Annotated in this window: 23 protein-coding genes; 18 read left to right on the plus strand and 5 right to left on the minus strand. The window is 38.5% G+C overall.

What is annotated here, in order from left to right:
* The first annotated feature begins 185 nt into the window (after positions 1–185).
* The 5 genes from J2S78_RS06055 to fabF all read left to right on the plus strand — a co-directional run bounded on the left by J2S78_RS06055 (position 186) and on the right by fabF (position 4237).
* Positions 186–1163, plus strand: coding sequence for a BMP family ABC transporter substrate-binding protein (locus J2S78_RS06055; RefSeq protein WP_306897063.1), 978 nt, complete (start codon positions 186–188; stop codon positions 1161–1163).
* Between the two features lie 80 nt (positions 1164–1243).
* Positions 1244–1429 carry a ComZ family protein gene (locus J2S78_RS06060; RefSeq protein ID WP_125559115.1) on the plus strand — a complete coding sequence of 62 codons (186 nt, stop codon included), beginning with the start codon at positions 1244–1246 and terminating at the stop codon, positions 1427–1429.
* Positions 1430–1501: 72 nt separating this feature from the next.
* Complete coding sequence (locus J2S78_RS06065; RefSeq protein ID WP_306897065.1) at positions 1502–1801, plus strand: penicillin-binding protein; 300 nt, start codon at positions 1502–1504, stop codon at positions 1799–1801.
* A 219-nt stretch (positions 1802–2020) separates the two neighbouring features.
* Complete coding sequence (locus tag J2S78_RS06070) at positions 2021–2956, plus strand: beta-ketoacyl-ACP synthase III (RefSeq protein WP_306897068.1); 936 nt, start codon at positions 2021–2023, stop codon at positions 2954–2956.
* Between the two features lie 36 nt (positions 2957–2992).
* A complete protein-coding gene (gene fabF, locus J2S78_RS06075; RefSeq protein WP_306897069.1) occupies positions 2993–4237 on the plus strand; it encodes a beta-ketoacyl-ACP synthase II in 1245 nt (414 codons plus the stop codon).
* 82 nt (positions 4238–4319) lie between these two features.
* Here the strand turns inward: fabF and J2S78_RS06080 are convergent, their stop codons facing one another.
* Together J2S78_RS06080 and J2S78_RS06085 are read right to left on the minus strand one after the other, a co-directional pair.
* The gene (locus J2S78_RS06080; protein ID WP_306897071.1) at positions 4320–5378 is read right to left on the minus strand and encodes an LCP family protein; all 1059 of its coding nucleotides are present in this window, start codon (positions 5376–5378) and stop codon (positions 4320–4322) included.
* A 101-nt stretch (positions 5379–5479) separates the two neighbouring features.
* Positions 5480–8038, minus strand: coding sequence for a CBS domain-containing protein (locus J2S78_RS06085; RefSeq protein ID WP_306897072.1), 2559 nt, complete (start codon positions 8036–8038; stop codon positions 5480–5482).
* A 259-nt stretch (positions 8039–8297) separates the two neighbouring features.
* Between J2S78_RS06085 and J2S78_RS06090 the strand changes: the two genes are divergently transcribed.
* Both J2S78_RS06090 and J2S78_RS06095 read left to right on the plus strand, forming a co-directional pair.
* Entirely contained in the window at positions 8298–8504 is a 207-nt protein-coding gene (locus J2S78_RS06090) for a YuzI family membrane protein (protein WP_306897073.1), read from the plus strand.
* Positions 8505–8588: 84 nt separating this feature from the next.
* Positions 8589–9338, plus strand: coding sequence for a DUF3603 family protein (locus J2S78_RS06095; protein ID WP_306897075.1), 750 nt, complete (start codon positions 8589–8591; stop codon positions 9336–9338).
* A gap of 251 nt (positions 9339–9589) precedes the next feature.
* Here the strand turns inward: J2S78_RS06095 and trpS are convergent, their stop codons facing one another.
* Positions 9590–10579 (minus strand): tryptophan--tRNA ligase, encoded by a 990-nt coding sequence (gene trpS / locus J2S78_RS06100; protein WP_306897076.1) that lies wholly within the window; start codon positions 10577–10579, stop codon positions 9590–9592.
* 163 nt (positions 10580–10742) lie between these two features.
* Here trpS and J2S78_RS06105 point away from each other — a divergent pair, with 163 nt between their 5' ends.
* Together J2S78_RS06105 and J2S78_RS06110 are read left to right on the plus strand one after the other, a co-directional pair.
* Positions 10743–11828 carry a glycosyltransferase gene (locus J2S78_RS06105; RefSeq protein WP_306897078.1) on the plus strand — a complete coding sequence of 362 codons (1086 nt, stop codon included), beginning with the start codon at positions 10743–10745 and terminating at the stop codon, positions 11826–11828.
* Between the two features lie 172 nt (positions 11829–12000).
* Positions 12001–12570: a TlpA family protein disulfide reductase gene (locus J2S78_RS06110; RefSeq protein ID WP_306897079.1), complete on the plus strand. Its 570-nt coding sequence runs from the start codon at positions 12001–12003 to the stop codon at positions 12568–12570.
* A 19-nt stretch (positions 12571–12589) separates the two neighbouring features.
* On the opposite strand, the gene J2S78_RS06115 is transcribed toward J2S78_RS06110, so the two are convergent.
* Positions 12590–13585: a sodium:calcium antiporter gene (locus J2S78_RS06115; RefSeq protein WP_306897080.1), complete on the minus strand. Its 996-nt coding sequence runs from the start codon at positions 13583–13585 to the stop codon at positions 12590–12592.
* A 340-nt stretch (positions 13586–13925) separates the two neighbouring features.
* On the opposite strand from J2S78_RS06115, the gene J2S78_RS06120 reads away from it, so the two are divergent.
* From J2S78_RS06120 to J2S78_RS06130, 3 genes are all read left to right on the plus strand, one after another.
* The gene (locus J2S78_RS06120) at positions 13926–14198 is read left to right on the plus strand and encodes a YciI family protein (protein ID WP_306897081.1); all 273 of its coding nucleotides are present in this window, start codon (positions 13926–13928) and stop codon (positions 14196–14198) included.
* Positions 14189–15091: an NAD(P)-dependent oxidoreductase gene (locus J2S78_RS06125; RefSeq protein WP_503167815.1), complete on the plus strand. Its 903-nt coding sequence runs from the start codon at positions 14189–14191 to the stop codon at positions 15089–15091. The genes J2S78_RS06120 and J2S78_RS06125 overlap by 10 nt, the downstream gene beginning before the upstream one ends.
* Before the next feature lie 151 nt (positions 15092–15242).
* Positions 15243–15797: an NADPH-dependent FMN reductase gene (locus J2S78_RS06130; RefSeq protein ID WP_306897083.1), complete on the plus strand. Its 555-nt coding sequence runs from the start codon at positions 15243–15245 to the stop codon at positions 15795–15797.
* A 108-nt stretch (positions 15798–15905) separates the two neighbouring features.
* Here J2S78_RS06130 and J2S78_RS06135 read toward each other — a convergent pair whose 3' ends face one another.
* Complete coding sequence (locus J2S78_RS06135; protein WP_306897085.1) at positions 15906–16454, minus strand: HD domain-containing protein; 549 nt, start codon at positions 16452–16454, stop codon at positions 15906–15908.
* A 307-nt stretch (positions 16455–16761) separates the two neighbouring features.
* Between J2S78_RS06135 and J2S78_RS06140 the strand changes: the two genes are divergently transcribed.
* From J2S78_RS06140 to J2S78_RS06165, 6 genes are all read left to right on the plus strand, one after another.
* Positions 16762–17964 carry a putative glycoside hydrolase gene (locus tag J2S78_RS06140; RefSeq protein WP_306897087.1) on the plus strand — a complete coding sequence of 401 codons (1203 nt, stop codon included), beginning with the start codon at positions 16762–16764 and terminating at the stop codon, positions 17962–17964.
* 207 nt (positions 17965–18171) lie between these two features.
* Positions 18172–18741 carry a GNAT family N-acetyltransferase gene (locus tag J2S78_RS06145; RefSeq protein WP_306898727.1) on the plus strand — a complete coding sequence of 190 codons (570 nt, stop codon included), beginning with the start codon at positions 18172–18174 and terminating at the stop codon, positions 18739–18741.
* Positions 18742–18768: 27 nt separating this feature from the next.
* Complete coding sequence (locus J2S78_RS06150; RefSeq protein ID WP_306897089.1) at positions 18769–18912, plus strand: hypothetical protein; 144 nt, start codon at positions 18769–18771, stop codon at positions 18910–18912.
* Between the two features lie 372 nt (positions 18913–19284).
* Positions 19285–19680 carry a transcriptional regulator SpxA gene (gene spxA / locus J2S78_RS06155; RefSeq protein WP_125559147.1) on the plus strand — a complete coding sequence of 132 codons (396 nt, stop codon included), beginning with the start codon at positions 19285–19287 and terminating at the stop codon, positions 19678–19680.
* A gap of 429 nt (positions 19681–20109) precedes the next feature.
* Entirely contained in the window at positions 20110–20781 is a 672-nt protein-coding gene (gene mecA, locus J2S78_RS06160; RefSeq protein ID WP_306897091.1) for an adaptor protein MecA, read from the plus strand.
* Between the two features lie 243 nt (positions 20782–21024).
* Positions 21025–22203 carry a competence protein CoiA gene (locus J2S78_RS06165; RefSeq protein WP_306897092.1) on the plus strand — a complete coding sequence of 393 codons (1179 nt, stop codon included), beginning with the start codon at positions 21025–21027 and terminating at the stop codon, positions 22201–22203.
* The last annotated feature ends 61 nt before the right edge of the window (positions 22204–22264 follow it).

Below are 22264 nucleotides of genomic sequence, written 5' to 3' on the forward strand. Positions count from 1 at the left end.
GTTATTTCAGCTATCGTTTTAGCACTTATAGTAGAATGGCTTTATCGTAAAAGGTACTCATAGATGCAGATAGTTCTTCATAATAGTTAAATGATACCTTAAGAAAGAGCAGGACTTTTGGTGAGCAGGTCGAATAATTTTATGGTGCAGTCTATTGTGTAAATGTCAAAAAGGGAGTGTTCTTTATGAGCAGAAGATATAAAAGAGCAGGAGTGTGGGGGATGTTCGCATTTGGCGCGGTGTTAACACTAACTATCATCAATGCCTGTGACTCTAACGTTTCTACAGCTCCAGCTGATAATAAAGCCGCTCTTCTTTTAGAAAATACAATAGACGATCAAGGGTGGAATAGTAAAGGGTACGAAGGGCTTTTGCATGTTCAATCTGATATTGGGATGGATGTTACGTATAGGGAAAATGTTTCTGATGCAAAAAAAGTGAAAAATACTGTGGAAGAACTTGAAGATGAAGGGATAGAATTAATATTTGGTCATGGTAGATTTTTTGCCGACCACTTTATGGAGATAAATGAGAATTATCCTAATATCCATTTTGTCAGTTTTAATGGAGATGTAGAAGGACATAATATAACATCTGTGCACTTTGAAGGTTTTGCAATGGGATATTTTGCTGGCAGACTTTCTAGTGAAATGAGTGAAACGAATACAATTGGAGTTATATCAGCTCAAAAATGGCAGCCAGAAGCGGAAGGTTTTGTGGAAGGCGCGAAGGATTCCAGCGATTCTATTCGTGTGTTGAACGAAAATGTTTACGGATGGAATAAGGAAGAAGAAGCGCTGCAGACCCTAGACGATATGACGGAAAAGAAAGCAGATATTATATATCCAACGGGTGATGGTTTTCATGTCGAAGTGATTAATAAAATGAAGGAAAAAGATCTCCAAGCAATTGGTTATATGGGTGATCAATCTGATTTAGGAGAGGCCACTGTGCTAACTAGTACAGTGCAGCACGTTGAGCGAGTGTACCAGAAGATCGCAAAACAGTATAAAATGGGAGAACTTGAAAGTGGAAACGTGTCGTACGGTTTTGAGGATGAAGCGATTTCGATGGGGCAGTTCAGTCCGGAAGTTCCAGAGAATATTCAGAAACAACTTATTGAAGAAATTGATCATTATAAAGATACGGGTGAATTGCCCTAAAAGATTTACTTGACCAAGAAAATCAATCATGCTTGAATAACAATATAAGAAATATTTCTAACATAATTAGAGGTGAAACGATGGATCAAGAACGAAATATGAAATTTATGCAAATTGCAATGAAACATATCCAAGAAGGGCGTGCTTTTTTAGACGAGAAAGGAATAGAATTGGACATGCATGATTTGCAGCCAGCTCTTGACATGCTCATGCAAGTAATGAATGAAGCCTACGAAATGGGTTACGAAGAAGGAAAAAACGAATAAAAAGCTAACACACCTTTCTTTTACATGTCATATAGTGAAATAACCTACATTGTAGAGAAAGGTGAGTATGAAATGTATTTTTCCCCTTATGGATACCGGAACGAGTTACACCAAGCTCCTTATAGTAATCGTTATTTTCCATTCCTACCGTTTCTGGCAGGTTTAGCCGTCGGTCCAATTTTATTTCAACATGGCCATTACGACGGTCCTTATTATGGACCAACATATGGTCCTCACTATGGCCCGAGTTATGGTCCATCCCATGGTCCTTCTTATTACGGACAGTCATACAATATGGGATATGGACCGCCTTTATATGGTCAGCATGATGGTGAACAGGATTGGCCGTTTCCCCCTTCCGGACATTTATAATCGAAATGGAAAGCTGTCCTTTTGCATAATGAGGACAGCTTTTTGTCTGGCTTTACATACTGTTGTTAGCCCCTTAAGGGGAAACGCTCATTTTTTAAAGTGCAGGAACCTAGACATTTACATTCATTTGTTATAAACTTAAAACCAGGTCATAAGATGAAGTATTAATCAATAGCACATTATAAAATTTTTCCTTTCACAAAAGAGGAGGAGCTTGTTATGCAAAATGCAGGAATTTGGGGTATAGGCAGTTTTACAGAAGGACGAGAAGTAACTAATTTTGATTTAGAAAAAACGTTAGATACAAGTGATGAATGGATTCGTACGAGAACGGGTATTGAAAGAAGAGTATTTGCAGAAGATGATGTTGATACATCAGATATGTCTTACTACGCTGCGGTGGATGCACTAAAAGAAGCAGAGCTTGACGCGTCTGAGTTAGATTTAATTTTAGTTGCCACTGTAACACCGGACTATCCATTTCCATCTGTATCTTCGTTATTACAAGAACGTCTTGGGGCACCTAAGGCAGCTGCAATGGATATTAGCGCTGCATGCGCCGGATTTATATATGGATTGGCAACTGCTGAACAATTTATAAAAACCGGGATGTATAAGCATGTTCTTGTTATTGGAGCGGAAAAATTGTCGAAAGTGACGGATATGGACGATCGAAATACAGCGGTATTGTTCGGAGATGGTGCAGGAGCTGCTGTTGTTGGTCCGGTAGATGAAGGAAAAGGATTTCTTTCGTTTGAACTTGGATCAGATGGGGAAGGAGCTATGCACATTCGTCAGGATCCTCAGTTAATTATGAATGGGCGGGAAGTGTTTAAATTCGCTGTTCGTCAAATGGGAGAATCTTCGATTAATGTGGTAGAAAAGGCAGGGTTAACGAAAGATGACGTGGACTTTCTTGTCCCTCACCAGGCTAATATCCGCATTATGGAAGCGGCAAGAGAACGATTAGAACTTCCTAAGGAAAAAATGGCGGCAACGGTACACAAATATGGAAATACTTCTTCTTCTTCTATACCAATTGCTATGGTCGAAGAATTAAAAAATGGTAAAATAAAAGAAGGAGATCTCATCGTCATGGTTGGTTTTGGGTCTGGTCTTGTTTGGGGAGCCACTGCCATGCGCTGGGGACGCTAAAATATTCATGGAACCAAAACAAAGGAGAGAAATGACATGAGCAATAATAATCGTGTAGTTATTACAGGATTGGGAACGGTAAATCCTTTGGGACTAGATGTGGATTCATCTTGGAAAAATGCAGCGGCAGGTGTATCAGGTGTCGGTGAACTGACACGTGTAAATAAAGACGAATTTCCAATGAAGACCGCGGCTGAGGTAAAGGATTTTGAACCATCGGATTTTATAGATAAAAAAGAAGCAAGAAAAATGGATCGCTTCACACAGTTTGCGGTGGCTTCTGCCGAAATGGCGTTAAAGGATGCTAATTATGAGATTACAGAAGAAAACGCCGAACGTGTCGGTGTTTGGATAGGCGCCGGTATTGGTGGAATGGAAACGTATGAGCAACAGTTTAACAATTTTCAACAAAAAGGGTATAAACGTGTTAGTCCATTTTTTGTGCCGATGATGATTCCAGATATGGCTTCAGGACAGGTATCGATTGTAACAGGAGCAAAAGGAATCAATTCTTGTACGGTGACGGCTTGTGCGTCTGGGACCAACTCTATTGGTGATGCGTTTAAAGTCATTCAACGCGGAGATGCGGAAGTAATGATTACAGGAGGTGCCGAAGCCCCTATAACAAATATGGCGGTAGCCGGGTTCTCTTCTGCTAAAGCGATAACGACGAATGAAGATCCAGCGACGGCATCTCGCCCGTTTGATAAAAACCGCGATGGCTTTGTAATGGGAGAAGGCGCTGGAGTGCTTATTTTAGAATCATTAGAATCGGCCAAAAGCCGTGGAGCTCATATTTATGGAGAAATTGTAGGATATGGTGCAACCGGAGATGCCTATCACCTTACAGCTCCGGCACCAGAAGGAGAAGGAGCTGTACGTTCTATGCAACAGGCAATAGATGATGCGGACTTACAGCCACAAGACATTCAGTATGTGAATGCACATGGAACTAGTACAGCCTATAACGATGAATATGAAACGACTGCGTTGAAATCGTTATTTGGTGACCATGCCTCTAACTTAATGATTAGCTCTACAAAATCCATGACTGGTCACCTTCTAGGAGCAGCAGGTGGTGTTGAGGCTGTATTCACTCTAAAAGCGATGGAAGAAGAGACTGTTCCACCGACCATTAATTATGATGAACCAGATCCAAACTGTGATCTTGACTACGTGCCAAACGAAAAAAGAAACGCTCCTATTAAGGTAGCATTGAGCAATTCATTAGGCTTTGGCGGTCATAATGCAACCATCATATTTAAAAAATACGAATCGTAAAAAGAAGGGCACCTTGAAACCATTTGGTTTATCAAGGTGCCCTTCTTTTTTTGTTAAGCCGTTTTCTTAAGAGAAGTGGTTCTTAATCTTTCTCTTCCTCGTTATTTGCTGCTGTTTGTTTATCACTATTAGTAGCGCCGTTTAGAAAATCTTTGAGTTCTTGGCTGTTTGTTTCTTTGTCCATTTCTAAAACAGCACCGGCATGGCTGTATCTCTCATTTGTATAGGAATCTTCAATCGGCACACGTAACGTATCAATATTATTAATTTGATTCAGAAGAATGTCTTTTCCAAGACCTAACATCTTGCTAGTTGAAACGTCGGTTTCAAGGTTTGGTCGGACAGCATTTATTAATTGGGGTACTTTTGTGACACTGCTTACAGACAAGAGTTCGTCTTTTAATAGATTTAACATCTCTTGCTGTCGTTCAACTCTCCCAAAATCGTTATTTCCATTTCCTCGAAAACGAACGTATTCCAGTGCTTCTTCACCGTCTAGTAATTGTTCACCAGGTTGAAAATCAATATTTACATTACCTGAATTATCTTGATATTGCATTCTTTCATCAATGTTTACTTCCACACCATCCGGTGCAACGGTATCTACTACTTCAACAAAACCATCAAAATTAATAGTAGCATGATAGTCTACATTTATATTAAAGTTTGTTTCGATGGTTTCTTTTAACAATTCAATTCCTCCATAGGCGAAAGAAGCATTGATCTTGTTGTTTTCATATCCTGGAATTTCAACGTAAGAGTCTCTCATAATCGAAGCAAGTCTTACGTTGCCGGTTTTAGGGTTTAAATTAGCAACCATAATGGTATCCGTTCTTTCGGCTCCGGATTCCTCTTCATTATCCACACCAACTAGTAAAAAAGTGAGAGCTTCATCATTACTGTTGTCGTTCGAAGTATTGTTTGTTTCATTTACATTCATATTACTACTAGATTCAGATTCAGTCATTTCATTACCATTTTCCTGCGTTTGTGAATTGTTATCTTTACTAGCAAACGGCTGACCGCCTTTAGAAAACACAGTCATAGTAGCAGTAATGGCTAAAACTGCTATTAAAAACGTTAAAACGTATAATTTCTTTTTGTTGGATGACTTGCGGTATCTCTTTTTATTTCGTGCCACCGTTCTAACCTCCCTCAAACATTCAACCTTGATTATAACAGAAATAAACGGGATGGTTGAATAAAAAATTAGAAAAAACGAGAAAATCCGACTTATTATAACTAATAAATTCGACTATGGATAAACTTTACCGCTTCTTTTTGATTGGTAACGACCTCATCTATGATTGCCTGTTCTAATTCAAACAGATATTCTTTAAAAGCAGGGCCAGGTGTAAGGCCTGCCTCGATTAAATCATTACCACTTACCCAATGCGGCAAGTTTTTTCGTTTTTCGTGATAAAAGTGTATCAAATGTGCTTTATGTTTTTCTTCATCGGCCTCGAAAGCAAGAGCGGTGAAGAAGAGGGCCTCTTCTTCGAGTGAATAAGCGTATTTATGAAACGTACCGGCTGAATCAAATAATTCTTTTGAATCGTTTTCGAAAAGATAGGTAATGTCTTGCACAACTTTCTTTTGTTTTTTCGTAACGGATATAGATTCAGCCATTTTAATAGTGTGTTGATTGTTCAAGTATAGACAACTAATGATAACAAACCATTTTTCCAATGCGAATTTTTTTTGAGGATTACCTTGCTGCAGAATTGATGTCAAAATGGAACATGTTTTATCATTCCAAACCGCCCCTTTAAAAAATTTGTTCAAGACTCCAAGTTGATCAAGCCTGTTTATTGTTTGCACAGGGCTGGTTTCGGAAAATAAATACTGGCACTCGGTTATTATTCGAGAGTAAGATAACTTATTGATTGCTGATATGGAATGATGAATGAACGCTTCTGTTTCTTTGTCTAACTGAAAAGAAAATCGGGATTCAAATCGAATACCGCGTAGTATCCGTGTTGGATCTTCGACAAAACTTAAGTTATGCAAAACACGTAGACGTTGATTTAATATGTCTTCATAGCCGTTAAAATAATCGAGTAATTGTCCAAATGAATCAGGCTGAAGAGACGCTGCTATAGCATTTATCGTGAAATCACGCCGATATAGATCTTCTTTTATATTTGAACGTGACACGGTGGGGAGGGCGGCAGGTTTTTCATAGTATTCTGTTCTTGACGTCGTAAAATCCAATCTTGGTCCAATCTTTGGTGTAACTGTTGCCGTACCGAATGTTTCGTGTCGGGTAATAGACGCTTCTGTTTCTGTAGCGAAAGCTTCTGCTATCGCAATGCCGTTCCCTTCAATCACAATATCGATATCTTCACTGCCTGTTTCAAGAATCAAATCGCGGACGATTCCTCCGATAATGAAAGCTTTGGCATTGTTTTTTTCGGCCAACTCCCCAAGTTGTTTTAATAAATGTATCGTACTCGTTGGGAGAAGAGAGTACATTTGATTTTTAATATCGACAGGCTGATTTTCGTTCGGACGTGAGAGCTGATGCAGTTGTTCGATGACATCCGTACGAGAGACAATACCGATGATTTTACTGTTTTCAAGAACAGGCAGACGACCAACGTTATACTGAATCAACAACTGCTGGATATTTTCAAATGAAGTTTCCTTTGTTACCGATATGGGGGTGTTACTCATATAACCTTTAACAGGAGCGTGTCCTAGATTATGCTGGGTTGCCTTATCTATATCTCGACGTGAAATGATACCGATAAGTTGATTGTTTTCATCTACGACAGGAAATCCGTTATGTCCGTAATGAAGCATTTGGTTTTTAGCTTCATCTACACGAGTGTTTTGGGATATTGTTTTTACCGGGGTAGACATAATGGATGCTGCGGTAACTGGTTTTTTCAGAGAATGAACAAGAGTTTCCCTAACTTCACTCCACACATGAGAAATGGATTTATTTTTTACAGATGCGGAAGCAGCTCGCTCATGTCCACCTCCATGAAAGCTTTGCATTAATTGAAGTAAATCGATGCGATTGGAAGAAGACCTGCCAATAATAAATACTTTGTTTTGCATGCTAGTGATGGTAATAACAGCATCAGCACCTGTTGTTGCAAGCAGTCGGGATGTTATCACGTTTACACTTCCAATATATTTGTCAGTTGAAAGGCTGGCCATCACTATGTGTAAGCCGTCTTTATTAATATTTTCAGCGGTAGATAGGTAATGATGAAAGGCATCTTGTTGTTTAGTTGATAATGTTTCTTCCGAAAACTGCTGAACTAGTTCAATCTGCATACCGTGTTCCATCAAAAAAACAGCAGCTTTTAAATCTCGTATCGTTGTATTTGGATAGGTGAATGCCCCTGTGTCTGTGTATAGTCCAAGAGCAAATAATGTAGATTCAAAACTGGTTAGTTCTAACTCTTGTTTCATTATTTCTTCAAGTAGAAGAGTAATCGCAGCACCCGTATTATCTACATAATACGTCGCATTTTCCGTTTTATTTTCTTCATTAAGCGGATGATGATCATATACGGTGACTGCTACATTACTCGTAGAGACAGAGGAAGCTATCGTACGATCAAGAGTGGAAACATCGGTTAAAATGATGTGATCAACATCTTGCCATACTATTTTCTCCTCCGAAACAAATGGGAAACTGTCCCGATAAATAGCTAAGTATTCTTGAACTTGTTCTGATTGCTGATTAGACAGCACCATAGAAGCATTTGGATAAATTCGTGATGCAGCTACCATTGAAGCTAATGCATCAAAATCCATATGATCATGAGATAATATAACGTCCATATTTATTCCTCCGGCTGCTTTTCGATTATTTTCATTCCATTTCTTGTGATCTTTGAGCGTGACGTACGATTTTGGGGGTTTATGCATAAAGTAATCTATGGGCGTTCAGCCTATTTAAACAAAGAGTGAATAAAAAATTCAAACGTTTTTTAGAAATTAAAGGAATTCGTTGTTTGTTTACCGAAATGATTCCCTATTTATATACCTAGTATAAATCAAAATGCCCGTTATTGTCTTTGAGTATAAGGGAGAGAAAAAGATGATTGTCAGATTTATGATGCTGACTATTGGGTTTGGGCTGGCAGCGGTTGGGGGAATAAGTGTTATAGCCTACTTAAATTATATTCCAGCCGGATTATCAATGATTGAATATATTTTATTTATATTTCAACGGTCGGAAGGTGCTCTTCTTGTGGTCGGATTACTTTTAATAACAGGCAGTATATATTGGCCGGAGAAATCATAACGTACATTCCTCGTATAGGGAGAATAAAACAAATTCTCTCTGACTATACTGTTGGTACAAATGGATAGCAAGGAGGGTGAAGCAATGCCCCGAATCCGTGATGTGTGGATTAACTGGTTTGAAGGGGAGGAAAATGGTTATAACATCTGTCCTTTTCACGAATGGAATTCTGAAGATCGAATTGAAGTATTAGATCAGGCAGAGATAGTAAAAGTTACGGAAGAGTTATTTGATTACATTGAAAATCGTCTAGAAGATTTACCGGACGATTTACTGAACGAGATTTTTCAAAAAAGCACACTTCGAAAAAAAATGACTCGTATTACCCTTGATTATTGTTTTGTGATGTACGATGGAAACAGAGTTCTAGCAGTGGATACATTGGGGTATAAAACACCGATTCGCAAAAGCTGTCTCACACCAAAACACGAACGCATTGTTAAAGAAATGATGGAAGTAGATCGATCGGATTGTTTTGACGTAATAGAAGCTCCAGCACCGAAAGAATATCATATTCTGTCTCCACATCCATGTTACATGACTGGTTTAACGAGAAAAGAAAGACAATTGAAGCAATTGTTGTTTATGGCGCTTGATCAACTGTATACATCAGGTGAATCGGCAGAAATTCGATACTGGTTTACAGAGTGGGATCCGTCCAAGTACGAAGAAATTCAACAAAATATCGACAAAGAAGTGATTTGGCAGCAATTGTATGAGGAAGTGAAATTAGGTTGGTCACCAGCTCATTATGAACTATGTAAAAAGATGATAAAAGGGCAGCCGTTTTTTGAAAAACTTTGGAATATGCAACATGAAGAAGAAGTTAGATGAACGGCAGATAAGTTTTCTTTACAGAACCTTCATTATTCCATATAATAAGGACAAGTAGAAATGTAAGGGCAAGGTGATAACATGGATGGACTAGCGTATGTTTTCATGCAAGGATTAACAATTTTGTTTGCTGTAGGAACCATTGGATTCAGCGTAATGATAGGTAAAATTTGGAGAAAACAAAAAGGGTATTAAACAAGAAAGAGGCCGTTCCCATGGGGGAATCGGCCTCTTTCTTTGGTTGGAGGTTTTTAATTTCTTTTTCTCCCCAGTCCTACAGCTCGTTCTGCTTTTTTTAACATCTTATAACTGACACGTTGAGCTTGCTCGGCTCCTTGATCTAAAATTTCATCTAACTCATCGGATTGCATCAATTCTTCATGGCGTTCACGAATTGGATTTAATAGAGTGGCTACAGCTTCTGCAACATCTTGTTTGAACTCTCCATAATTTTTTCCGTTATAAGTTTGCTCGATGGATGCAAGGGAATCTCCGGTGGAAAGGGATAAAATCGACATTAAGTTAGAAACCCCCGGCTTATTTTCTCGGTCAAAACGGACTTCATTTTCCGAATCTGTTACGGCGCTTTTTATTTTTTTTATAATCGTTCTTTCGTCATCTAACATAGAAATAAATCCTTTTTGATTTTCATCGGATTTACTCATTTTTTTCAACGGATCTTGTAACGACATGATCCGTGCTCCAACTTTTGGAATCTGCACTTCCGGTATTGTGAAAATGTCATTGTACTGTTGATTAAAACGTTCCGCCAAGTTTCTCGTTAACTCTAAATGCTGCTTTTGGTCTTCACCAACAGGCACAATATCTGTACTATACAATAAGATATCAGCTGCCATTAAAGGTGGATACGTAAGTAAGGCGGAGGAAACTCCTGTTTTACCAGCTGATTTATCTTTAAACTGAGTCATTCTTTCAAGTTCTCCGATATAAGAGACACATTGCATAATCCAGGCTAATTGGGCATGTGCCGGAACTTCAGATTGAATAAAAAGGGTTGATTTCTTTGGATCAATTCCCGTTGCTAAATAAAGCGCAGCCAGGCTTTTTATGTTTTTACGAAGTTCTGTTTTGTTTTGTGGCACAGTAATGGCGTGCTGATCTACGATACAAAAGAAACAATCATTCTCCTCTTGCATTCCCACAAAGTGTTGTAATGCTCCTAAATAATTTCCAAGTGTTAACGTTCCACTCGGCTGAATCCCTGAAAAAACCGTTGTCATGACTATGCATTCCTTTCTATGTATCTTCCTGGTATTTTAGCGTCTTTTTTCTCTTCTATATCATATCGAAACTCTCTTACCGAGTAAACCGCCTTGCGTCGTTTATGCATGTCTTTTCATTCTGTGGCATATACTAAAGCAAATAAGCGGAGGAGTTTAGCCTATGCGTATTCATATTTGGACTGTTTCGTATGGACATGGTCATAACAAAGCAGCTCTGTTATTGCACAAAGAGGCAGAAGCTATGAAACATGAATGCGTGATTTTCCACCCTTTAGAAGAAGGGTATCAGGTTCTGCATATATTCAGTTCTATGTTATATCGTACGATGTTGTCCTTTACGCCATATATTTGGCGTAAAATGTCTCAACAAGTCTTCCCAGCGGTTGTTCGAATGCTTGCTCAAGTATTTGAAAAGAAAGTACAGGAAGGACTTAAAGCAGATTTAATTCTGTCTGTTCATCCTTTGTTAACAGCTCTTGCTGGAGAAGGGATGAAAAGAATGGGAAGCTTTATTCCGTTGTATCATGTTGCGACAGACTATTGGCAGGCTCCTGTAGCGAATCATCCAGCCGTTAATGGATTTTTCTTGCCTGATATTGATAAAGAAAATCGGACAAGTATGAACGCCCCCGTGTTTCCTACTGGCATTCCTGTGGAAAAATTGAACAAGCGTTACACTAAAAAAGAATGTTGTTTGGAACATGGCTGGGACTTTTCGAAGCCCCTTTTACTCGTTTGTGGAGGAGGAGAAAGTCTGTTTCCGTTTCAAAAAGTTGTAGAAGAACTGAAAAAGCTTCCGACTTCGTCAACTATTGTTGTTATAGAAGGAAAACGGAAAAGAAAAGAAACAATTCAAAACCCCAAAGACAATGTACACGTTATCCCTTTCACTGATCGTTTTACTGACTATTTGCAGGCAGCAGATGTATTCATTACAAAAGCAGGAGGGATGACACTCACGGAAACCACTATATGTGAAACACCTACGGTATTGTATGCACCACTTGCCGGTCAGGAAGAACGAAATGCCTGTTACTTTGTAAAAAAACAGGCAGCTAGCTGGACCTTCACTCTAGAAGCAATGCGTAAAAAAGTAGCAACATACATTCATTGCCCATTCGAACGAGAACGGATGAAAAGAAGACAGCGTCGTTTACAGCGTCCAGAAAGTACAAAACAGATTATTACAGCAGCATCCCAGCACGCCTTAGGAACGGTGCTTCATGCCAAGATAAATAGCAAATAACGGAACAATTATCAATAAAGTGGTTGCCAGTGGCCATTCCGCTAAAATCGGAAACTGAAATGATAAAAACATGAAGGCGACAACTATTGCGGTGAAACTATATACGAGCAGACGCATTATGAACAAAAAAAGCCCTCCCTAATCATAACTTTTGAAAGGAGTGAATCCCCTCATGCGTTTTTTTCAAAAGAGATTACTATTCTTAAGTTTATGTGGAATTATATTTGCCTCGGGTTTATTCTATCAAGCATCAAACAATCCGGTAAAGAAAGCCGAACAAGCCGTAGCTGGCTATCCTGTAACACAAAATGGAGAGACAGCCCCCGAACTAGAATTAACAGGTATTAATCAAGAGACATATGCATTAGATTCCTTTATGGATAAGCCGGTTTTATTAACTTTTTTTTCTAGCTGGTGCGGGATTTGTCAACAAGAACTGCCAAAGCTTTCCTCCTATCATCAAGAAAACAAAGACGTTTTCAACCTGGTAGCTATTAATGCGACGCAAGAGGAAATGAATAAAGAGGATGTCTATCAATTCGTAAAGCAAGGCCAACTCTCCATTCCAGTACTGTTAGATGAAGAAGGACAGGCAATGGATGCTTTTCAAGTGACAGGTGTCCCAATTTCTTTTTTATTAAATGAAAGCGGGGTTATTGTACAATCGTTTTATGGACCAATCCAAAGAACTACGTTAGAAGAAGCATTGGCAACCACAGGGAAACGACCGTCTTCTGAATAATAGGAACGGTCGTTATCTACTATGCTATGAAAATAAAAAAGGATGTGATGAAATAAACAACAACAAGTAAAACAGACGGCCAAGTGTAGAGACGGAAGAATTGCTTTCGGCCGCGCAGTACAGAGAAGAGAACAATTGCAGCAAGAAGCGTGACAGCACCTGCCGTAATTTGATGCACTTGATTGGAAGCAGCGATGATTGGCCCGGAAAGATAGGCAATATCACTAATCGCGAGTAAAATCATATTAAATAAATTACTGCCAAGAATGGAGCCGAGCGCGAGATTATGATTTTGAAGCTGTAAAGCAATAAGTACGGCTACGGCTTCAGGGAGAGATGTTGATGCTGCAATAAGAAAACTCCCTATAAAACTAGAGCCAAGACCTGTTTGGACAGCAATCTCATCGCCGCTAATTGTGAGCAGAGAACCGGAGCCAAGAATAACAATTGCGGCAATAAGAAAACCGAATTGGGCGTGTTTTAACGAGATGGCGCTCGAAGGACTTATTTGATTTTCCTCGTTTACAGCAGCTGTTTGCGCGAGAGCATCTTCTTTAGTTTTTCGATTGATGATGGAAATACCGACAATGTAGGTAATTAATATAAATAACGAATCCACACCGATGCCTAAAATAGCTAAATCCGTCCGCAGGAAGAAAGCAATGAGAGCAAGGGCAGATAACATAATTCCAAGGGACGCTGTGTAGGCGTGAGACATATCTGTTCGAGAAAATAGCTTTTCTTTTCGGTAGTACAAGTCAAATGTTGCAATAATAAGCAAATTAAACATATTACTGCCAAGTACATTTCCAACAGCAATGTCGGGGTTGTCTAAAAATACCGCTGTTAAGCTCGTTGTTACTTCTGGCAGTGATGTAGCCCCTGCTAATAGTATCGTTCCAACCATTAAGCCGCCCCATTTTGATTTAAAACTGATGACATCGGCGTATGTAGATAATTTGACTGCCGATATAACGGTGAATATTGCTGCAAGAGCAAATATGAAAAATAACATATGTGTCTTTCCCCTTTCATTTGTAAGAAGCCATTAAAAAAGACCTTTTTATAAAAGGATGGAATGAATAAACTCCAATCCTTTTATAAAAAGGTCTTGCGTACTTCACCAGTGTGAAGCTTAACGAACCGAGCGGATGTTTCTCGCTGTCATGACGATTCATTAAACCTATTGGACGCTACTCCCCTTTTTCAATTGTCTATAAATATACCATCAAAGCATGGAGTAGTCAATAGATCAAAAAAATTGATAAATAGGCAGGATTAAAGGCGAGGTATATTTAATTATAATAATGCGTTAGTATAATATTTGTAATATTAGATGAAAAGGAGTCGAAAATATGAAATTGTTCGCTGTATTACTGCCTTTAAAAGATAAAGAATTAAGTCAAACTTATAGACCGGATCACCTTGCTTTTCTTCAAAAACAAAGAGAAGAAGGAAATGTTGCTGCAAACGGTAAATTCACTGACGGAAGCGGAGGTCTTGTTATATATCGTGCTGCAAGTGAAGAAGAAGTGGAAGCTTTAGTAAAACAAGATCCTTTTGTTGTACACAGTGCCAGAGATTTTGAGATACATGAGTGGGAAATGGTTTCAAAAGAATGGGCGTAAAGGAGGAAGACAGCAATATGCAAAAGCTGGCTTTTATTGGGCTTGGAAACATGGGAATGCCTATGGCCCGCAATCTTGTACAGGCAGGCTACTATGTGTATGGTTTGAATCGTTCAAAGGCTAAAGAAGATATCTTTGAAGAACTTGGTGGACAACGGGCTGAATCACTGGCACACATTGCTGAAAATGCGGATGTGATTATGACATGTCTGCCACAGCCGGAAGATGTCGAACAGATGCTGTTAGGGGATAATGGATTGCTCCAAATGAATATAAAGACACCGCTTATTATCGATTTCAGCACCGTCTCCCCTTCTTTACATGTGCGAATAGCAAAAGAAGCATCAGCCCGGGGAGCGCGTTATTTAGACGCTCCAGTGAGTGGAGGGACGGCCGGTGCAGAATCCGGTACGCTTGCTATTATGTGCGGCGGTGAAGAAGTAGCATTTGAAGAGGCTAAACCAATATTTGATGTGTTAGGTAAAAATATTACTCATACCGGTCCTGTTGGAAATGGTACGAAAGTAAAGCTCATCAATCAATACATGGTCGGTATGCATACAGCTGCCGTTGGAGAAGCACTGCACCTTGCTGATCAATCCGGCATTGATAAAAGTCTGTTATACGGTGTATTAAGTAATGGTTTTGCTCAAAGCAAAATTTTCGACCGTCATTACGGTGATTTTATATCAGAAAATAAAGATGAACCTGGTTTTGCGCTAGATCTTTTGTTAAAAGATTTGGGGTTAGCTGATGCAATGGCAGATGAATCTAATGTGTCTTTAAAAGCAGGGGACTTTGTCCGTAGTTTGTTTCAACAAGCAGATGAGAATGGTTATGGAAAAAAAGATATGAGTGCACTGTACCAATATGTGAAGCATATAGAAAATTAAACAAAAAGCTGTCCTAAAGTGAGGAGGACAACTTTTTGGTGCGCAAGAGAAGAATGGAAGTGTGAAACCATTATAGTAGCAATTGTTTATCGTTTTCGTTATAATAACTCTTGTGTTTTAATACATCATAATACTTTTTGGAGGGTTTATAATGAAAATTGCTGCTATCGTGGGGAGCACAAGAAACGATTCATACAACCTAAAATTGGCTAAGTACATCCAATCAAGATATGAGGACCAATTTACGCTTGATATTTTAGAAATTGGGCAACTGCCATTTTATAATCAAGATATTGAAAATGATCCACCGGGAGAAGTGACAGCATTTAAAAAAAGTGTGAAAGGTGCGGACGCGGTGTTATGGGTAACTCCAGAATATAATGGCACCATTTCTGGCGCACTTAAAAACGCAATTGATTGGTTGTCTCGAGTAGACCAAGTAATGATTGGCAAACCATCATGGATTGTTGGAGCCTCGATGGGAGCTCTTGGCACTGTGAAAGCACAGGCACACTTACGGGATATTCTATTTGCTCCAGGATTATCTTCTCCTGTTCTTCCAGCTAATGAAGTGTTAATTGGGTCGGTTCACGAGAAAATTGACGCAGAAGGCAATGTCATCGATGAAGGTACGATTTCCTTTTTAGATGATACAGTGAATAATGTTATGCCTTGGCTTGAAAAACAAACAACCGTCCGTAACTAAAATAAAAACATCCGCTGAGATAGTTATAAACTCAGCGGATGTTTTTTTGGAATATCATATCTTTAAATCGATGAGGAGTGTTTCCTCAAATGTCCGAATCGGATGATTTTATACTTCATTTGTCTGATGATGCACATGGCTTTTTAGTGCGTCATCCACTCGATGATCAAGTTCAACAATCTTTTTTCGCGCTTTCGCTTCCGAAATTTTACGGTAGTGATGATTGCCTGATGGCTCTTCGTCAAGCTCGTCGGCTTGTGCGACAATTTGCTGTAAAGTGCTGCGATTTAATTGCTCGTGTTCAACTGGTAAAAAGGAATCGGTGTGTAAAAGGACAGCAAGTGCAATTTCTTTTGCATTTCTCCGATCTTCTCCAAGACGAATTAATAGCTTATGAGCTCGTTCAGCACCTTTAATGGCATGAATATCGTTTTTTTTATATAAGTCAAAATCCCATTCCCCATCACGATACCAAGTGTAATGCCCCATGTCGTGTAGAAAGGCAGCTTTGACAGCAAGGTCGGGATTGACTTTATTTTTTTCGGCAAGACGGAAAGCGTGATAAGAAGTAGCAATCGCATGAGCCAACCCAGCACGTTTGACGTATTTTTGTGTCACCGGGTGCTCAAATATTTGTTCTAGCGTCACATTTCTCATCATCACCCCTCCTGATGTTTCATTATAGTCTTGAATATATTTTTACTATTATAACGAGTTAATATGAAGAATGCAAGGTGAATTTCACTTTATTAATCTAATACGTTTTAATCGTTATATTCTTCTACACAGATTCCATTATAAATGTGTCAAAGGCAATGGGTTTCGTGATAAAAGTCGGATGCTATAATGCTGTCAGTTTTTTCTTTTGACCTATTGGTGAAATGTGAAAAACTATGTATAATTTTAAGAAGAGAGAGATAAGTAAATATAGGATAAAAAACATATAAAAAGGGTTGGGGAGAACATGAAAAAAACGTTGATATCACTAGGAGCTGCATGTATTGTTGCAGGAGGATTTTTGCTGACAGGTGACCTGAGTGGAGAAGAAAATAGAACAGTCATGCATCACAAACATAAAAAAACAAATGAAATGCATAAAGACTTGGAAGAGAACATGTCTCGATTTTTTTACGACAGCGGTTATGACTTTACATATCCAGAAGACGGGGTGCGCGGTTTATATGTGACAGGTCACTCGGCAGGAGGATCTCGTTTTACAGATTTATTGGACCTTACAGATTCAACGGACTTAAATTCCATGGTTATTGATATTAAAGACGATTATGGAAACCTTACGTTTAATCCTGAAGGTGAGGCAGATCTTCCCAATATCGGTAAAAATATGATTAGTGATCCCTCAGAAATGATGAATACACTGGAAGAACATGATGTTTACCCAATCGCACGTATTGTTGTGTTTAAGGATTCGGTACTGGCAGAAAAACGCCCAGATTTATCTTTTAAGAAAAATGGTTCCATTTGGAAAAATGGAAGTGACGAAGCATTTGTGAATCCATATGAAAAAGAAGTCTGGGACTACAACATAAAAATTGCAAAAGAAGCAGCAAAAATGGGTTTTCAGGAAATACAGTTCGATTATGTTCGTTTTCCAGAAGGATTTGAACATCGAGATGAGGAATTAGATTATTCGAGAGGGGATTATGGTTCGGAAGGAAATAATGTGGAGCAGCGGGTCACAGCTGTAACTGAGTTTGTAGAGTATGCTAAAGAAGAATTGCAGCAAGAATTCGATATAGATGTTTCTGTAGATATTTTTGGGTATTCTGCAACGCTGGAACAAGCTCCCGGTATAGGTCAGAATTTCTCGAAAATCTCAAGTAACGTCGATATTATTTCATCCATGATTTATCCAAGTCACTGGACACCATATTTTGGCATTGATAAACCTGATTTACATCCTTATAAATTAACGGATGAATATGCTCAAGTTGAAAACAACGTTTTAAACGAACTTGATAATGCCCCAGAATCGCGGCCTTGGATTCAAGATTTCACTGCAAGCTGGCTTGGTTCTGGTAACTATTTAGAATATGGAGTAGATGAAGTAGAAGCTCAAATTGAAGCATTAAATGATAACGACATTGATGAATTTTTACTTTGGAATGCAACGAACAATTATACAGAAGGTGTAGACTATACCCCGTAACTGATATGAAAAAGCTCGGCATATTGCAGTATGACTCAGCAATAAGCTGAGTTTTTTTATATAGGATAAAATAACGTATCTTGGTTATGTTAACAGAAAATAAGGCCGGATATAGCGTTTGAAAAAATAAAGAAGAGGTGTGCAAATTCAAACTTTTCGATTTATAATAGAGAAAAGCAGAAGAAAGCGGAGGTTTTCATGGAACGGATGAATTGGTATGAGAAGCTTAATCAATACTTCCCAGTGGAAGAAATGAAATCAAAAGAACACCTGGAACTCTTGTTAAAAGAAAAAGGAGATATATATCATAAAGATGAAGGAGACCATTATGTAATAATGTATGTGGAAACAGATGACTTTATTTTTATTGATTATTTATTTGTTTCTAAAGAAGCAAGAGGGGAAGGGTTGGGGAAAAAACTTCTGAATAAACTTAAAGAACGTGGAAAACCTATTATATTAGAAGTAGAACCGCTCGACTATGAGGATTCTGATTCAAAGAAAAGATTCCGGTTTTATGAAAGAGCTGGCTTTAAGCACGCCAGTTCGATTGGATACAGCCGTAAATCGCTTGCTACAGATGAAGTAAATACGTTAGAAATTTTGTATTGGTCGCCAGAAAATGATTCAGAAGAAAGTATATATGAAAAATTGAAACAAACGTATAAAAATATTCATACGTATAAAGATAAAGAACTGTATGGGAAATCATATCAAAAAGCTGAAGAAGTATTATCTTATAATGGTTCGTTGGAAAGTGAGAATGAAAAGACGTAATTATTATGAGAAAAGGAGGGATGATATATGAAAAACAAAGATAAGCAAAAACGTCGGAAAAAGCGCGAAGTGTTAAAAGATCTCCTCCCCAAAAATCTAAAGGATTGGAACAAACTTCCTAAAACAGAACGTGGTTCAACGACTCCTTCCAACTCAAAAACATCAGCGTAGAAAATTCAGTAAAAGGGTTGTCACAAAAATGATACTTTTGTGACAACCCTTTTTTGTATTGCATTTATCATTTGTCACAAATTTATCACATGTTTTTCTAATAATTATGTTTTATCATTACAAAAAGAAGGAATGAGAAAGATGAACATTAGACAAAACGATGGACTACAACGTATCAATATCTATAAATCCGACGCAATCCCCCGGTGCACGGGAATACAAGGTAAATTTATAGGAATATAAGTTATTTATTAAAAATGCTTTTCAAATTAGAATAATTATTGTATAATGAACCATGTAAAGTCATATAAGTATAGTTCATGTCCGCGATATAGATTTTTTGCAGGACGAAGAAGGGAGAGGTTAATCCTGATGGTTACTTTACTGACATCTCCGAGTTGCACCTCTTGTCGTAAAGCGAAAGCGTGGCTCGAAGAATATAATATTCCTTTTGAAGAACGTAATATTTTTGCTTCTCCATTAAGTGTGGAAGAGGTGAAAGAAATAGTAAGACTCACAGAAGATGGAACAGATGAAATTGTTTCAAAACGCTCTAAAGTTTTTCAGGAACTTGATGTAGAACTCGAAAATCTTTCACTTCAACGTTTATTTGAATTGATCAGTGAGAATCCTGGATTGTTGCGACGTCCTATTATTTTTGATGAGAAACGTTTGCAGGTAGGATACAACGAAGCGGAAATTCGCCGTTTTCTACCTCGGAAAGTACGAACATTCAACTTGATGGAAGCTCAACACATGGTCAATTAAATAATGCGGTGAATAAAACTTCTACTTTTTTATGACGGTAGAAGTTTTTTTGTTTTCAAGATTGCTGAACCTTTGTTATCCTAAGGATAGAGATTTAAGATATAAAAAATGTAGCAATGAGTATAAATGATAACTACTGAGATGATGGTAAGGTAAAAGAGTTATGGTTTACTCTTGACAACTTGGATGCTTTGCTTGAAAATTAACATTTAATAGCAGGAAAGACCGCGTTTTCTCTTTCGTACGCTCCGCTCCCTCAAAAAATCATCGGCGGGATGAGCATTGGTCCTTAACAACCTTTATCTAAACGTATACAATAATAGTAATACGTTCGTTAAGATTTAGTTGCCCGTCCAAAGGGTATAATCTTAGTAAAGAGAGAAAACAAGGAAGCGGCAGCCACCTTACCTTCAAAGGAGGGAGAAAATCGTGGAAATCGAAAGAATTAACGAATCCACGGTCAAATTTTACATCACATACAAAGATATTGAGGATAGAGGATTTGACCGGGATGAAATTTGGTACAACCGCGAACGCGGTGAAGAGTTGTTTTTTGAAATGATTAATGAAGCACACGATCGCGAAAATTTTGAAATGGAAGGTCCTCTTTGGATTCAAGTGCAAGCCTTGGATAACGGGATGGAAATCGTTGTTACCCGTGGGCAAATGACAGACGGAAACGTAAAGCTTGAGATTCCAGTGTCGCAAAATAAAGGCGAGGATATTCCTGTTGATGATAATATTGTGGATATGCTTGATGAACAATTCCGCTCCTCGCAAAAATCAAGACAGGCTAATGGAAATCAAGATTCTGACGTTCTCGAAATTGTTATTTCCTTTAATGACTTGGAAGACTTACTTTCCTTGAGTAAGGCGTTTATCCCAACGAAGGTTCAAAATGAAGTATACCACTTCGAGGGAACGTATTATCTTTATCTTAAGTTTGATAACCAATATACTGAAGATGAACAAGACGATATGGTTAGCCATGTATTGGAATATGGTGAGGAATCTGACGTATCGATTTTCCGCATTAGAGAATACGGAAAAACAGTTGTAGGATCAAACGGTTTGGAGACATTACGCGAAAGTTTTTCCTGATGAATGTAAAACAGCCGGCCCTTTTTTGGGCTGGTTTTTTTTGTAATAACGTGCAACAGCGCAATTTTGCAGCATAAGTGGAGTAAGTCGCATCTCCAACCAATATGAGGTGGAGGGAATGCTTCGTCGAAAGCGTTCTCCTGAAGGTGATTGTTTTTAGGGTGATTCGGTTATTTACCAAAACAAAAAAAGGAATAGGACGATAGATGTCGAATAAGGTGATAGTAGAGAAAGGAGGGACATATGTTTGTAGCTCTTACTAAAATGAACGAACGAATATCGTTAGTTCATTCTTCCAATGTTGTACGTGATAATCCACCTTATTATTGTCCAGTTTGTCAGCAGGAAGTCGTGATGAAAAAAGGAACAAAACGACGTTGGCATTTTGCTCACCGCCAGTCTTATGAGTGTCCGGTTGCCTCTGCAGAACCTGAAACCGAAGAACACCTTGCCGGAAAAGCTGAACTATATAAATGGCTTTGCTCGAACGGTATTTCCCCGACGATTGAATTATTTCTCCCTGCTATTCAACGAAGAGCGGATCTTTTTTTCACCTACCGTAATCAAAAATACGCCATTGAATTTCAATGCGCTTCCATTTCTGCGGAGGAAGCATTGGAACGCACAAAAGATTATTTGTCGGAGTGCATTATTCCCCTTTGGATATTTTCCTCTCAAAGAATACGGTCTCTCACACCCACACCACCACGTTTTTCGATTCATTCTTTTGAATGGATTGGTTTAAGAGAACGTCATCATGATCATCAACGCGCACTCACTTATTTTTCTCCCTCTTCCGCAACATTTTATTTCTTATTTCCTCAAGCTGTTCTAACTTCTACTACAACATTTGCGGACCTTTATTCGCTTGCAGCTGTTAACACAAGTCTATCTCTTATTATTCGTCTTCCTGCAACGATAAATGGAAACAGGGATTGGTACAAATCATGGCTTTATAAGAAGAAGCAGTGGCGCTATAAAAGAAGTGATTGGCGTAATCATAAAGACAAATACTATGCTCGACGGTTATTTGCCTCCTTACGATCAGATATCCCATACTTTCCAGGGGAGGCTGGGTGGCCGGTAAACGGAATGGAATATGTGGAAACATCAACACATCTCTGGCAAAGTGCTTTTTTATTACAACTATTAACTACTGTTCCTTTGTATCACTCCTTTTCCTGGCGAACTGTAGTAGAAGCTTTTTCTCCGATAATGAATTCTCATTTTAAAACAAGGTCTCTTCCACTTATTACAAATCCTTTAGAAAACAGTATTCACGGGTATCTTGAACTGCTTCAAAAAATGAAAATTCTTCGTCAAACTAATACTGGTTGGATGAGAACCGAGCAAATATATTTACCCCGGTCACTAGATGAAGGATTCGAGATGGATAAAAAAAGGTACCGTAGCATATTTTAGAGAAAGAAGCATAATTGTAATGTTGGAGTTTCTTCCATAAGTTCGGTAAAATGGAAGAGAA

Source organism: Salibacterium salarium, from assembly GCF_030813635.1.
In the GTDB taxonomy this organism is placed as follows: domain Bacteria; phylum Bacillota; class Bacilli; order Bacillales; family Marinococcaceae; genus Salibacterium; species Salibacterium salarium.